At 68.3% G+C, this 12,874-nt stretch carries 12 protein-coding genes; 4 read left to right on the top strand and 8 right to left on the bottom strand.

Annotation, left to right across the window (positions count from 1 at the left end; translation table 11 throughout):
* Window positions 1–261 precede the first annotated feature (261 nt).
* The 6 genes from bamB to ndk form a co-directional block, all read right to left on the bottom strand.
* Entirely contained in the window at window positions 262–1,497 is a 1,236-nt protein-coding gene (gene bamB, locus ACSAMQ_RS03230) for an outer membrane protein assembly factor BamB (RefSeq protein ID WP_435394259.1), read from the bottom strand.
* Complete coding sequence (locus ACSAMQ_RS03225) at window positions 1,497–2,126, bottom strand: YfgM family protein (protein ID WP_435394258.1); 630 nt, start codon at window positions 2,124–2,126, stop codon at window positions 1,497–1,499. The genes bamB and ACSAMQ_RS03225 overlap by 1 nt, the downstream gene beginning before the upstream one ends.
* Before the next feature lie 111 nt (window positions 2,127–2,237).
* Window positions 2,238–3,065, bottom strand: coding sequence for a helix-turn-helix domain-containing protein (locus ACSAMQ_RS03220; RefSeq protein ID WP_435394310.1), 828 nt, complete (start codon window positions 3,063–3,065; stop codon window positions 2,238–2,240).
* A 2-nt stretch (window positions 3,066–3,067) separates the two neighbouring features.
* Window positions 3,068–3,955 carry a type IV pilus biogenesis/stability protein PilW gene (gene pilW / locus ACSAMQ_RS03215; RefSeq protein ID WP_435394257.1) on the bottom strand — a complete coding sequence of 296 codons (888 nt, stop codon included), beginning with the start codon at window positions 3,953–3,955 and terminating at the stop codon, window positions 3,068–3,070.
* Window positions 3,933–5,093, bottom strand: a complete 1,161-nt coding sequence (rlmN, locus tag ACSAMQ_RS03210; protein WP_435394309.1) for a 23S rRNA (adenine(2503)-C(2))-methyltransferase RlmN — start codon at window positions 5,091–5,093, stop codon at window positions 3,933–3,935. The genes pilW and rlmN overlap by 23 nt, the downstream gene beginning before the upstream one ends.
* Before the next feature lie 187 nt (window positions 5,094–5,280).
* Window positions 5,281–5,706, bottom strand: coding sequence for a nucleoside-diphosphate kinase (ndk, locus tag ACSAMQ_RS03205; protein ID WP_332937101.1), 426 nt, complete (start codon window positions 5,704–5,706; stop codon window positions 5,281–5,283).
* Window positions 5,707–5,968: 262 nt separating this feature from the next.
* Here ndk and ACSAMQ_RS03200 point away from each other — a divergent pair, with 262 nt between their 5' ends.
* The 3 genes from ACSAMQ_RS03200 (at window position 5,969) to ACSAMQ_RS03190 (ending at window position 10,441) form a co-directional block, all read left to right on the top strand.
* Window positions 5,969–6,589 carry a TetR/AcrR family transcriptional regulator gene (locus ACSAMQ_RS03200; protein ID WP_435394256.1) on the top strand — a complete coding sequence of 207 codons (621 nt, stop codon included), beginning with the start codon at window positions 5,969–5,971 and terminating at the stop codon, window positions 6,587–6,589.
* A gap of 140 nt (window positions 6,590–6,729) precedes the next feature.
* Window positions 6,730–9,105 carry a 3-hydroxyacyl-CoA dehydrogenase/enoyl-CoA hydratase family protein gene (locus ACSAMQ_RS03195; RefSeq protein WP_435394255.1) on the top strand — a complete coding sequence of 792 codons (2,376 nt, stop codon included), beginning with the start codon at window positions 6,730–6,732 and terminating at the stop codon, window positions 9,103–9,105.
* 130 nt (window positions 9,106–9,235) lie between these two features.
* Window positions 9,236–10,441: an acetyl-CoA C-acyltransferase gene (locus ACSAMQ_RS03190; RefSeq protein ID WP_435394254.1), complete on the top strand. Its 1,206-nt coding sequence runs from the start codon at window positions 9,236–9,238 to the stop codon at window positions 10,439–10,441.
* Window positions 10,442–10,621: 180 nt separating this feature from the next.
* Here ACSAMQ_RS03190 and ACSAMQ_RS03185 read toward each other — a convergent pair whose 3' ends face one another.
* Window positions 10,622–10,978, bottom strand: a complete 357-nt coding sequence (locus ACSAMQ_RS03185) for a tRNA-binding protein (RefSeq protein WP_435394253.1) — start codon at window positions 10,976–10,978, stop codon at window positions 10,622–10,624.
* A complete protein-coding gene (locus tag ACSAMQ_RS03180) occupies window positions 10,975–12,270 on the bottom strand; it encodes an NAD(P)/FAD-dependent oxidoreductase (protein WP_435394252.1) in 1,296 nt (431 codons plus the stop codon). Before ACSAMQ_RS03180 ends, ACSAMQ_RS03185 begins: the two co-directional genes overlap by 4 nt.
* 91 nt (window positions 12,271–12,361) lie before the next feature.
* Between ACSAMQ_RS03180 and ACSAMQ_RS03175 the strand changes: the two genes are divergently transcribed.
* Entirely contained in the window at window positions 12,362–12,790 is a 429-nt protein-coding gene (locus ACSAMQ_RS03175; RefSeq protein WP_435394251.1) for a hypothetical protein, read from the top strand.
* The last annotated feature ends 84 nt before the right edge of the window (window positions 12,791–12,874 follow it).

Raw genomic sequence — 12,874 nt, 5'->3', positions numbered from 1 at the left:
GGCGCGCGGCCGCAGGCGGCGGCGTCGGGCCCGGGAATCCATCGGCGCGAGGCTGCCGAAACAGGCGCCATAGTGCCAGAGCGGACGCGAAGACGCTTTCGCCCGGCCGCCGGCCGGGCCGGTCGAGACGCCTCGGTACAGGCACCGGTCGCCCGGATGCGGCACCGATCAAACGAACGGCCCGGCACGGCTTGCGCCGCCCGGGCCGCGATTACTGCGGAAAACGGGGCCGGGCTGGGCCCGCGCTCCCGAATCCCGGTCTTATTGCAGCTTGAACGCGGTCAGCTCGCCTTCGACGTTCTGCACGATCAGCACGCCGTCGGCGACCACCGGGGCAGCGCGCAGCAGCTTGCCGCCGACCCGCGCACGCGCGGCGAATTCGCCGTTGTCGAGCTTGAGCCAGTGCACGTAACCGTCGAAATCGCCGACCACGGCGTAATCGCCGTGCACGGCCGCGCCGGTCAGGCTGCGCCGCGCCAGGCCGGGCTGCTGCCACAGGGCGCTGCCGCTGGCCTTGTCGAGGCCGAACACCAGGCCGGTCGGATCGCTGACGACCAGGCGGTCGCTGGCGACGCCGAGGCGGCCGACGCCGCCGTGCTCGCTGACCCACATCGGCCGGCCGCTCGGGGCGTCGATCGCGATGGTCTGCTTCTTGAAGCTGCTGGCGTACAGCGTGGTGCCTTCCAGCACCGGGGTGCCGTCGATATCGGCCATGCGGTCGAGTTCGCTGCGGCCTTCCGGCTGTGCGACCGGCAGGTCCCAGGTCGGACGGCCGTCGCTCGCCGACAGTGCGTTGACCGTGCCGTCGTCGTTGCCGACGAACAGGAAGCCCGGGCCGAGGGTCGGCGAGCCGTTGCCGCGCACGGTCAGCATCGGCACTTCGTGCACCCAGAACCAGCGGCGCTCGCCGCTGGCGGCGTCGAACGCGGTGACGCGGCCGTCGTTGGAGCGCACGAACACCATGCCCAGGCCGATGGACGGCGCGGCGATGACTTCGTTGGACACCTTGGCGGTCCATTTCTGCGCGCCGGTGGCCGCGTCGAGCGCGATCACTTCGCCGTCGAGCCCGCCGATCACGACCAGGCCGTCGCCCGCGCCCGGACCGCCGGACAGGCGGATGTCCTTGTCCTTCTTGTCCTTGTCGGTGCGCATGGGCTGGAAGTGCCAGACCTGCTTGCCGGTCTGCAGATCGTAGGCATACACGCCGCCCTTGACCGCCGCGGCGTAGACGCGGCCGTCGGCCACCGCCGGGCCCTGGCGAATGCCGATGCGTTCCTCGCCCTTGCCGGCGTTGACCGACCAGATCTTGTCGACCTTGACGCTCGGGGTGATGTCGGTGAGCTCGGTCGGCTCGTTGGGCTTGCCGTCGTCCTTCTTGCCGCCGCCGAACCAACCCTTGATGGTCGTGCAACCGCTGAGCGCGAACGCGCACAGCACGATCGCGGCGGTGTTGCGGACGGCGGGGCGGCCGGAGAACCTGTTTTCAGCGGACTTCATCAAGACTTGGCCTCGGGCTTGGCCGGCGTGCCGCCGGCTTCGGTGAGCTTGAGTTCGAGCAGACGGCGACGCGGCGAGGCCTCGTCGAGCTTGCCGAGCGCGGAGCCGTAATCGGCCCGGGCGAGATCGGACTTGCCGAGCGCGAAGTGAGCGTCGCCGCGCACCTCGATCGCCATCGGCGTGGTCGACTTATCGAGCAACTTGATCGCTTCGGCCGGCTGCTTGGCGTCGATCAGCAAGCGCGCCAGGCGCTGCTTGACGATCTCTGCGATGGCCGCGTCCTCGGTCTTGATCCCGCGCAGGGTGGCGATCGCGGCGTCGCGCTGGTCGGCATCGACCTGCGACTTGGCCAAGTCGAGCTGGGCCAGGGTCTGGTACATGCCCGGAGGCAGCGCCTTGACCTTGGCCGCGGCGGCCTTGTCCTTCGCCTGAACCGCATCGACCGCGGCCTGGAACTCGGCGGCGGCCTTGCCGTGGGTTTCGAGCTGGTGGTTGCCCCACCACTTCCAGCCGCCGATCGCGGCCAGACCGAGGGCGATGCCGCCGATCAGGCCGGCACCGTTGCTGCGCAACCAGGCCAGCACCCGTTCGCTTTGTTCGTGTTCGTCGAGCAGATCGTCTATCGCCATGAGTACGCCGTAGGCCGCCGTGCTAGGTCCTCGCCCGCGAGGGCGAAGCCGAAGTCAATGAGGACCGGCCCGCAACGCGGGCCGGTGATGGTCGCGAACCCGCAGCGCGGATCAATTAGACGCTGGCGCGAGGGAACCGTCAGAGGATAGCGTAAAGCGGGCCACGCTTCCGCGGCTGAACGGCGCCAGATCGACCGACTCGCCGGTCTTGCGGACTTCCACGCCGGAGGCGTTGCCGAGCTTGACGTAGCCGACTTCGCCGAGGTTGTAGCTGCGGGTCTGGCCGGGCTGGACGGTGCCCTCGTCGAGCACCTGGCCGTCGGTCCCGCGCACTTGCATCCAGCTTTCGCCGGTGAAATTCAGGGTCAGGGTCTTGCTGGCCTGGATCTGCGACAGCGCCGGCGCCATCGAGGCGACCAGGGGCGTGCGCTGCGGCGACATCGCCGTCGCGGTGGCCGAGCGTGCCGTCAGGGCGGCGCCGTGCTCGGCGCCGGCCGGAGTCGCCGGCATTTCCAGCGATTGCACGTTGACGCTGTTGCTCAGGTGCGGCCGCGTCGCCAGGACCACCGGCACCGCGATCGCCGCGGTCATCACGATGTAGATAGCGCGGCGGGTGGTCTGTTCGAACACGCGGCGATAGCGCGGCGTGTGGGTGTGGCTGATCAGTTCGGACGGCGCGGTCGAGGCCAGCGGCGTACCGCTGAGCTGGGCTTCCAGGTCGATGCCGACCAGGCGCGCATAGCTGCGCAACTGGCCGCGCACGAAGACCGGCGCGCCGGTGCTCGCGGTGTCGTCGTTTTCCAGCGATTGCACCACCCGCGACGGCATTTTCAGCCGTGCCGCGACGTCTTCGATGGACAGCCCCGCTGCCTCGCGGGCCTGTTTCAGACGCGCGCCACAGCTTCCGCCGCCTTCAGGCGCGAATTCGTTCGACTGCATCTTCACCTACCGCCATCCCCCGTTCCGGAGCCCTGCGCGTCAGGGAACTCCGCCCTCATTCGCTGAACGTATCTTGCGGCGGCAGCCGTGTCGCCGAGTTTTTGTTCGATCTGTGACGCAGTCATCAGCGCTTCAGCTGTGATTGGCTCAACGGCCAGCCGGCGTTCAGAAAAGGCCCTCGCCTCGAAGGCATTGCCCAGGCGCAGCTGCCGCTTGGCCATCGCGCTCAGCGCCATGGCGTTGGTGGGGTCGAGCGTCAGCGCCAGGCGCAGGTCGCGGTCGGCGCGCTCGCCCTGCCCCAGCTTGTCGGCGCAGGCCCCGCTGTTGGCCAGGGCCACTGCCGGGGTGCCGTAACGCGGGTCGGTCAGGGCCTTGTCGAACCAGCTCATCGCCTCGCTGGCGCGGTTGTTCGCGCACAGCCAGACGCCGTAGTTGTTGAGCGCGGCGCCGCGGTCGGGCGCCAGTTCGGCGGCCTTGCGGTAGTGGGCGCCGGCCTGGGTATTGTTGCCGTCCTGCTCGGCCATCACCGCCAGCAGGCTGTAGGCCTCGGCCGATTTAGGATCGAACTGCAGGGCCTGCTTGATCTCCGAGCGGGCCTTGTCGCGGTCGCCGGCGATCAGGTGGCTTTGCGCGGACTGGATCCGGCCCAGCGCGCTGGCTTCGCCGCCCGAGCGGCCGCGCTTGTCGCCGACGTCGTACTCCACCGCCGTCTGCTTGAAGCCTTTGCGCTCCATGTTCGGACGGATGAAGCTGAGCCGGTTGCAGGCGCTGGCCGCCAGCACCACCACGGTCAGCAGGGCGATGACGCGCAAAGCGCGAAGGCGCGGTGCGGCGGGACGGGGGTTCGACGCTGTGGCGCGCGGGAACTCAGGCAGCCGCATCGCCGACATCCTGGTCGAGGCCCTGGGCTTGCAGTTGTTTGCGGAACTCGGCCTGGCGCCGGGTCCGGTCCATGACCTGCCCCTTGAGCTGGCCGCAGGCCGCGTCGATGTCGTCGCCGCGGGTGCGGCGCACCGGCGCGATCATGCCGGCGTCGTTGAGCAGTTTCTGGAACGCGCGGATCGCGGTCTCGTCCGGGCGCTCGAAGCGGGTGCCCGGGAACGGGTTGAACGGAATCAGGTTGACCTTGGCGGCGTCCTTCATCTGCACCGCGTTGTCGAACTGGCGCAGCAGGCGGACCAGCTGGCGCGCGTGGGTCGGCTGATCGTTGACGCCCTTCATCAAGGTGTACTCGAAGGTCACCGACGTGCCGCGCTTGCGCAGCGCGTAGCGCACGCAGGATTCCATCAACTGCTCGATCGGATACTTCTTGTTGAGCGGCACCAGCTCGCTGCGCAGCTCGTCGTTCGGCGCATGCAGCGATACCGCCAGCGAAACGTCGCTGACCTCGCCGAGCTTGTCGATCATCGGCACCATGCCGGCGGTCGACAGGGTCACCCGCTTGTTGGCCAGGCCGTAGCCGAGGTCGTCGCGCATGATGCTCATTGCGCGCACGACGTTGTCGAAATTCATCAACGGCTCGCCCATGCCCATCATCACCACGTTGGTGAGTTTGCGCTGCTGGTGCGGGACGTTGCCGAGGTGACGCGCCGCCACCCAGACCTGGCCGATGATCTCGGCGGTCGACAGGTTGCGGTTGAAGCCCTGGGTCGCGGTCGAGCAGAACTGGCAGTTCAGCGCGCAGCCGACCTGCGAGGACACGCACAGCGTGCCGCGCCCCTTGTCGGGAATGTAGACCGCCTCGATCGCATTCTTCGCGTCCATGCCGAGCAGCCACTTGTGGGTGCCGTCGGTGGAGGGCTTGTCGTACACGACCATCGGCGCGCGCACTTGCGCATGCGCCTCGAGCTTGGCCCGCAGCACCTTGCCCAGGTCGGTCATGTCGTGGAAATCGGTGACGTAGCGGTGATGGATCCACTTCATCACCTGGTGCGCGCGGTAGCGCTTTTCGCCCAGCGTCTGCTCGAAGAAGTCCTCGAGCTGCACGCGGTCGAAATCGAACAGATTGGTCTTGCCGTTGTCGGGCACGACGGCGCCGGCCGAAGCCGGCGCCGCCGCATTGCCGACCAGCACGGCCGGTATCGCGTTCGATACCGGCGCGCCGGCGACATCCGCGCGCGCGACAGCGGATTCCCTCGCCTGCTCGCTGGCGGCTGCGGGAAGATCGTTTGCGTTGTCGCGGATGTCGTTCACTGCAGTGCTCTAAGTTTTTCGCTTAGCGTGCGTAGACGTCGGTGGCCGGGAAGAAATACGCGATTTCGATCGCGGCGTTCTCCAGGCTGTCCGAACCGTGCACGGCGTTGGCGTCGATGCTGTCGGCGAAGTCGGCGCGGATCGTGCCCGGCGCTGCGTCCTTCGGATTGGTGGCGCCCATCAGGTCGCGGTGCTTGAGCACGGCGTTTTCGCCCTGCAGCGCCTGGATCATCACCGGACCGCTGATCATGAACTCGACCAGGGCGGCGAAGAACGGACGCTCGCGATGCACGGCGTAGAAACCTTCGGCTTCCTGCTTCGAGAGGTGCTTCATCTTGGCGGCGACGACCTTCAGGCCGGCCTTCTCGAAACGGGTGTAGATCTCGCCGACCACGTTCTTGGCAACGGCGTCGGGCTTGATGATGGACAGGGTGCGCTCCAGCGCCATGGAAAGTCTCCGGGTAGGCGGGCCGCTTTACGGTCGGCCCGAGAATAACAGAAAACCCGCGACGGGACGCGGGTTTAGCCGATATGGCTGCGGTAATTCTAACGGAATAATCACCTGGTTTACATCCTCCGCCGAGGGTTCCGCCGGCCGGCCGAAGGGCGGCGGCGGAACCGAGATTGACGATTCCCGGGTCCCGGACTAGCATCAAACAAGCGTTTGATTCAGGCCGTCGCGACGGTCGTCCAGGAGTAGCCCGCGTCCCATGACCACGACCGCCCACTTTTCGACCAAGGACCGCATTCTCGGCGCCGCCGAGGAATTGTTCGCCCAGTTCGGCTTCACCGGCACCTCGCTGCGCCAGGTCACCAGCCGCGCCGACGTCAACATCGCCGCGGTCAATTACCACTTCGGCAGCAAGGAAAATCTCGTCAACGAGGTGTTCCGCCGCCGCATGGACGAGATGACCGAGCAACGCATGGGCGCGCTCAAGACCGCGGTCGAACGCCACCCCGGCGAGCTCGAACCGATCCTGGCCGCCTTCGTCGAGCCCGCGCTGGCGCTGGCCCAGGACCGCAACGGCGGCGGCGCCTTCGTACGGGTGATCGCCCGCGCCTACGCCGAGAAGAACGACAGCCTGCGCAAGTTCCTGTCCGACCACTACGGCCATGTCCTGCGCGAATTCGCCAAGGCCATCGCCGGCGCCGTACCGAACCTGAGCAAGGAGGAGCTGTACTGGCGCCTGGACTTCCTGGCCGGTTCGCTGACCTATGCCATGGCCGATTTCGGCCTGATCAAGCGACCCGCCGGTGTCACCGAAGCGGCGCACCGTGAACGCGCGGCCCGCGAACTGATCCGTTTCGCCGCCGCCGGCTTCAAGAGCTGAGCGACGCCAGATGCCGGCCCCGGCGGGGACCGGCGTCGCCGGACGGCCCAGCGCCGCCGGTTCTGCTCTGGATTCCCTCTGGACTCCCGCCCCCTCGCCCACATCCAAGATTTCTGTTCTTCTTCAAGGAGTTGTAGACGATGTCTAAGCAATTGCTTGTCCGCCGTGCCGCGGTCCTCGGGGCCGGCGTCATGGGCGCCCAGATCGCCGCGCACCTGACCAACGCCGGTGTCGACACGGTGTTGTTCGACCTGGCCGCGAAGGAAGGCGACCCCAACGGTATCGTCAACAAGGCCATCGCCAACCTGGCCAAGCTGAGCCCGGCGCCGCTGGCCAGCAAGACCCTGGCCGAGCGCCTGACCGCCGCCAACTACGACACCGGCCTGGAACAGCTGCGCGGTTGCGACCTGGTCATCGAGGCCATCGCCGAGCGCATGGACTGGAAGCAGGACCTGTACAAGAAGATCGCCGACTACGTGCCCGATCATGCCGTGCTGGCCTCCAACACCTCGGGCCTGGGGATCAACAAGCTCGCCGAAGTGCTGCCCGAGCAACTGCGCCACCGCTTCCTCGGCGTGCATTTCTTCAATCCGCCGCGCTACATGCACCTGGCCGAGCTGATCCCGGCCAAGACCACCGACGCGGCCGTGCTGGAAGGCCTGGAAACCTTCCTGACCACCACCCTCGGCAAGGGCGTGGTGATCGCCAAGGACACCCCGAACTTCATCGGCAACCGCATCGGCGTGTTTTCGATGCTGGCCGCCATGCACCACACCGAGCAGTTCGGCCTGGGCTTCGACACCGTCGACGCGCTGACCGGCCCGGCGATCGGCCGCCCGAAGTCGGCGACCTTCCGCACCGCCGACGTGGTCGGCCTGGACACCATGGCCCACGTCATCAAGACCATGGCCGACACCCTGCCCGACGACCCGTGGCATTCCTACTTCCAGGCGCCGAAGTGGCTGTCGGCCCTGATCGGCAAGGGCGCGCTCGGCCAGAAGACCGGCGCCGGCGTGTACACCAAGCGCGGCAAGGACATCCTCGTGCTCGACCTGAAGGCGCAGGATTACCGCGCCTCGGCCGGCGAGCTCGACGCCGACATCGCCGCGCTGCTCAAGGAAAAGGACCCGGCCAAGAAGTTCGCCGCGCTGCGCGCCAGCGAGCATCCGCAGGCGCAGTTCCTGTGGGCGGTGTTCCGCGACAGCTTCCACTACAGCGCCTTCCACCTGGAAACCATCGCCGACACCGCGCGCGACGTCGATTTCGCCATGCGCTGGGGCTACGGCTGGTCGCTCGGCCCGTTCGAGACCTGGCAGGCCGCCGGCTGGAAGCAGGTCGCCGACTGGATCGCCGAGGACATCGTCGCCGGCAAGGCCATGGCCAGCGCCCCGCTGCCGAACTGGGTGTTCGACGGCCGCGAAGGCGTGCACGGCAAAGACGGCAGCTACAGCCCGGGCCGCAACGCCCAGGTGCCGCGCTCGTCGAATCCGGTGTATGCGCGCCAGCGCTTCCCCGACGCGCTGCTCGGCGAGCGCTTCTCGCAGGGCCAGACCGTGTTCGAGAACGACGGCATCCGCCTGTGGGCCGACGACGGCGACGACATCGCGGTGATCAGCTTCAAGACCAAGATGCACACGGTCAACGACCACGTGCTCAACGGCATCCAGGAAGCCATCGCCATCGCCGAGCAGAAGTTCAAGGGCGTGGTGATCTGGCAGCCGAAGGAACCGTTCTCGGCCGGCGCCGACCTGTCCGGCGCGCTGGGCCTGTTGCAGGCCGGCGACCTCAAGGGTTTCGAGGCGATGGTCGCCAACTTCCAGGCCACCAGCCAGCGCATCAAGTACTCGCTGGTGCCGGTGGTCGCGGCGGTGCGCGGGCTCGCGCTCGGCGGCGGCTGCGAATTCCAGATGCACTCGGCGCGCACGGTGTTCGCGCTGGAAAGCTACATCGGCCTGGTCGAGGCCGGCGTCGGCCTGCTGCCGGCCGGCGGCGGCCTGAAGGAGTTCGCGGTGCGCGCCTCCGACGCGGCCGGTCCGGGCGGCGACGTGTTCGCCGAACTCAAGACCGCGTTCGAGAGCGTGGCGATGGCCAAGGTCTCGACCTCGGCGTTCGAGGCGCGCGAGCTCAAGCTCGCCCGCGACGGCGACCGCGTCGTGTTCAACGCCTTCGAGCTGCTGCACGTGGCCAAGGCGCAGGCGCGCGCGCTGGCCGAAAGCGGTTACCGCCCGCCCCTGCCCGGCCGCCGCATCCAGGTCGCCGGCGACGTCGGCATCGCCACCTTCAAGATGCTGCTGGTCAACATGCTCGAAGGCCGCTTCATCTCGCCGCACGACTACGAGATCGCCAGCCGCATCGCCACGGTGATCTGCGGCGGCGAAGTCGACCGCGGCGCGCTGGTCGACGAGGAATGGCTGCTCAAGCTCGAACGCGAGCATTTCGTCGCCCTGGCGCAGATGCCCAAGACCCAGGAGCGCATCGCCCACATGCTCAAGACCGGCAAGCCGTTGCGCAACTAAGCGCAACGGGAATCGGGAATTGAGAATCGAGAATCGTTAAAGCGGGATACGGCGATCGGGCGGGAATCATGAGCGTTTGCTCTTGCGATTCCCGACTCCCGATTCCCGATTCCCGCCTCTGGAGAATCCAATGAGCAAGCAGATCCAGGAAGCCTACATCGTCGCCGCCACCCGTACCCCGGTCGGCAAGGCCCCGCGCGGTGTGTTCCGCAACACCCGTCCCGACGACATGCTCGCGCACGTGCTCAAGTCGGTGATCGCGCAGGCGCCGGGCATCGACGTCAACCGCATCGACGACGCGATCATCGGCTGCGCCATGCCCGAGGGCGAGCAAGGCATGAACGTGGCGCGCATCGGCGTGCTGCTGGCCGGCCTGCCCAACACCATCGCCGCGCAGACCATCAACCGCTTCTGCTCGTCCGGCTTGCAGGCGGTCGCGCTGGCGGCCAACGAAATCCGCCTCGGTAACGCCGACCTGATGCTCGCCGGCGGCACCGAGTCGATGTCGATGGTGCCGATGATGGGCAACAAGGTCGCGCTGTCGCCGTCGGTGTTCAACGACGACCACGTCGCCATCGCCTACGGCATGGGCATCACCGCCGAAAAGGTCGCCGAGGAGTGGAAGATCTCGCGCGAAGACCAGGACGCGTTCGCGCTGGCCTCGCACCAGAAAGCCATCGCCGCAATCCAGGCCGGCGAGTTCAAGAGCGAGATCAGCCCGCTCGAAGTCGTCTCGCGCGTACCGGACCTGTCGGGCAACACGATCAAGTTGCGCAAGAGCCTGGTCGAACTCGACGAGGGCCCGCGTCCGGACGCTTCGCTGGAAGCGCTGGCCAAGCTCAAGCCGGTGTTCCGCAACGGCCAGTTCGGCGGCAGCGTCACCGCCGGCACCAGCTCGCAGATGAGCGACGGCGCCGCCGCGGTGTTGCTGGCCTCCGGGCAGGCGGTCAAGGACTACGGCCTGACTCCGCTCGCCCGCTTCGTCAGCTTCTCGGTCGCCGGCGTGCGTCCGGAAGTGATGGGCATCGGCCCGATCGCCGCGATTCCGAAGGCGCTCAAGCAGGCCGGCCTGACCAAGGACCAGATCGACTGGATCGAACTCAACGAAGCCTTCGCGGCGCAGGCCCTGGCGGTGATCCGCGACAGCGATCTCAACCCGTCCAAGGTCAACCCGCTCGGCGGCGCGATCGCGCTCGGCCACCCGCTCGGCGCGACCGGCGCGGTGCGTACCGCGACGATCGTCCACGGCTTGCAGCGCCGCAAGCAGAAGTACGGCCTGGTGACGATGTGCATCGGCACCGGCATGGGCGCGGCCGGCGTGTTCGAGTCGCTGTAAGCCACGACGCCCCGGCTGCCGGGACGTTCGCGATGCACCGAAGGCGACCGGGTTCCGGTCGCCTTCGTCGTTCACGGCCAACGGCGGAACTGCGACAGCGCCATCGCAGCGACGATGCCGGCGCGGTTCGCTGTCGCGGCTTGCGCTGCTACCCTCGAACGCAGATCCGTTACGCCGACCTCAGGCCAACCGCGTTCCGTTCGGCACCGCCCGCTCGAGGGCGGTGATCACCACGCCCTGCTCGGTCGGGAAACCGGTCAACAGGAACTCGGACACGAACGGCCCGATCTGCTTCGGTGGGAAATTGATCACCCCGACGATCTGCCGCCCGACCAGGTCCTCGGCCGAGTACAGATCGCGAATCTGTGCGCTGGTCTTGCGCAGGCCGTGCGGGCCGAAATCGACCCACAGCTTCCAGGCCGGCTTGCGCGCCTGCGGGAACTCCTCGACCCGGGTCACGGTACCGGCGCAGATCACGACTTTCTCGAAGTCGCTCCATGCGATCAATCCGGCCTGGCTGTTATCGGTATCGCTCATCCTGCCCTTCCCTCTGTGCGTTCTTTGTAGGCGTCCTTGAGTTGCGCCCAGGTGTAGCTCAGCTGCGCCGCCAGCAGGCCGGCGGGTTTCATCGCCGAAACCAGGCCGTAGTCGGACAGCTCGCGCCAGCCCTCGTCGCCATGGGCGATCGCCGCCGCGACGGTTTCGCCGGCGAAGGTGGTCGGCGCGACGCCGTGCCCGCCGAAGGCCTGGGCCAGCCACAGGCCCTCGCCGATCCGGCCGATCTGCGGCATCTGATGGCGCGCATAACTCATCAGGCCCGACCAGGCGTAATCGATCCGGGTGCCGGCCAGTTGCGGGAACACCTTGAGCAGGTCGCGATAGAGCAAGCGCTTGACCGCCTGCGGCGAGCGGTCCAGCACCGAGATGCGTCCGCCCCAGAGCAGGCGCGTGTCCGGCAGCGGCCGATAGTAGTCGAAGGCGAAACGTGTGTCGTAGACCGCGGCGCGCGTGCGCAAGGCCTCGTCGAGGCGCTCGCCGAGCGGCTCGGTCACCATCACATAAGTCGCGATCGGCATCACCCCGGCATCGACCTCGCGGCGCAGCCCGGCCAGGTAACCGCCGCAGGCGAGCACGACCTGTTCGGCTTCGATTTCGCCGCGCTCGGTCCGGATCCGCCAGCCAGGACCCTGGCGCTCCAGCGCGAGCGCCGGGCTGCGTTCGTGCATGGCGACCCCGCGGCTTTCGGCCAGCGCCGCCAGCCCATGCGCGTACTTGAGCGGATGAAAATGCAGGGCCTGCGGTTCGAACAGGGCCTCGTGATAGCGCTCGCTGCGCACTTGTTCGCGCAAGCGTTCGCGCGACCACCATTGCCAGTCGACGCCGTAGTGTTCGGACAGCAGGGCCTGGCGCGAACGCAGTACTTCGCGGTCGCGAAACCAGTTGGCCCAGATCACCCCGGCCTCGGTGGCGTCGCAGGCGATGCCGTGGCGATGGATGCGCGAGCGGATCAGCTCGACCGCGCCGGTGGTGCCGGCGTACAGCGCGCGGGCGCGCTGCGGCCCGAGCTCGCGCAACAAGGCGTCTTCGCCGCGCGAATAACCGCCGAACACGAAGCCGCCGTTGCGGCCGGAAGCGCCGTGGCCGATGGCCTGCGCCTCGATCAGGGTCACCTCGCTCAGGCCGCGCTCGGCCAGTCCCAGGGCGGTGTTGAGCCCGGCGAAGCCGCCGCCGATCACGCACACCCGAGCCTGGCGTTTGCCTTCGAACGCCGGCCACGAAGGCTGGCGTTCGATGCTGGCGCGGTAATAACTTTCGGCGGGTATGGACATGAGCGGGTCGCAACGGGTTTGATGATGCCGGCCGGCGCCGCGGCGGCCGGTGCATGACCGCGCCGCCACACCGAACGCCGAGACGCAGACGATGGAGATCCACCGCGCCGACCTAGCCTACCGCAGACGCAGCCTGTGGCTGTTGGCCGCACTGCTGGCAGTCTGCGCGATCGGACTGTGGCTGCTGCACGGCTGGCTGCAGGCGGTGCAGGCGCACGCGCTGGCGAGCGCGCCGCAGGAGGCGCGGCGTTGGCTGCGCGGCGCGATCGCCGCGATGTTGATCGCGGCGGCCTTGCCGAGTGCGCTGTGGGGCCGCAGTCTGCGCCGGCTCGGCCGGGCCGCGCGCGAGGAAGGCCGTTTCCCGCCGCGCGCCTGGAAGACCTACCGCGACGTGCGGGTGCTGCGCGAACGGGCGGCCTTGCGATGGTCGCGGCGCAGCGAGCGCCTGGGCCGGATCGCGCAGGTCGCGGCCGGGATGTTCGCGGCGGCGGCCGCGGCGACCTGGGCCTGGCCCGGCTGATCGCAGCCGGCGCTGGCCGACCAAACGATCAAACGATCATGGGCTGCATCCGCGGCCCATGAGTTGCACGACTATGCCCTGCCC

It is taken from the genome of Lysobacter sp. 1R34A (genome assembly GCF_051217035.1).
In the GTDB taxonomy this organism is placed as follows: Bacteria; Pseudomonadota; Gammaproteobacteria; order Xanthomonadales; family Xanthomonadaceae; genus Lysobacter.
Note: the sequence above shows the minus strand (reverse complement) of the source record. Positions and strands in the feature narration are given on the sequence as shown.

Bases quoted from the DNA above. Each gene is read 5' to 3' on its own strand.
- ACSAMQ_RS03195 (WP_435394255.1), top strand. From the start codon at position 6,730: ATGTCTAAGCAATTGCTTGTCCGCCGTGCCGCGGTCCTCGGGGCCGGC.
- ndk (WP_332937101.1), bottom strand. From the start codon at position 5,706: ATGGCGCTGGAGCGCACCCTGTCCATCATCAAGCCCGACGCCGTTGCC.
- bamB (WP_435394259.1), bottom strand. From the start codon at position 1,497: ATGAAGTCCGCTGAAAACAGGTTCTCCGGCCGCCCCGCCGTCCGCAAC.
- ACSAMQ_RS03175 (WP_435394251.1), top strand. From the start codon at position 12,362: ATGGAGATCCACCGCGCCGACCTAGCCTACCGCAGACGCAGCCTGTGG.
- ACSAMQ_RS03225 (WP_435394258.1), bottom strand. From the start codon at position 2,126: ATGGCGATAGACGATCTGCTCGACGAACACGAACAAAGCGAACGGGTG.
- ACSAMQ_RS03200 (WP_435394256.1), top strand. From the start codon at position 5,969: ATGACCACGACCGCCCACTTTTCGACCAAGGACCGCATTCTCGGCGCC.
- ACSAMQ_RS03190 (WP_435394254.1), top strand. From the start codon at position 9,236: ATGAGCAAGCAGATCCAGGAAGCCTACATCGTCGCCGCCACCCGTACC.
- ACSAMQ_RS03180 (WP_435394252.1), bottom strand. From the start codon at position 12,270: ATGTCCATACCCGCCGAAAGTTATTACCGCGCCAGCATCGAACGCCAG.
- ACSAMQ_RS03220 (WP_435394310.1), bottom strand. From the start codon at position 3,065: ATGCAGTCGAACGAATTCGCGCCTGAAGGCGGCGGAAGCTGTGGCGCG.
- ACSAMQ_RS03185 (WP_435394253.1), bottom strand. From the start codon at position 10,978: ATGAGCGATACCGATAACAGCCAGGCCGGATTGATCGCATGGAGCGAC.
- pilW (WP_435394257.1), bottom strand. From the start codon at position 3,955: ATGTCGGCGATGCGGCTGCCTGAGTTCCCGCGCGCCACAGCGTCGAAC.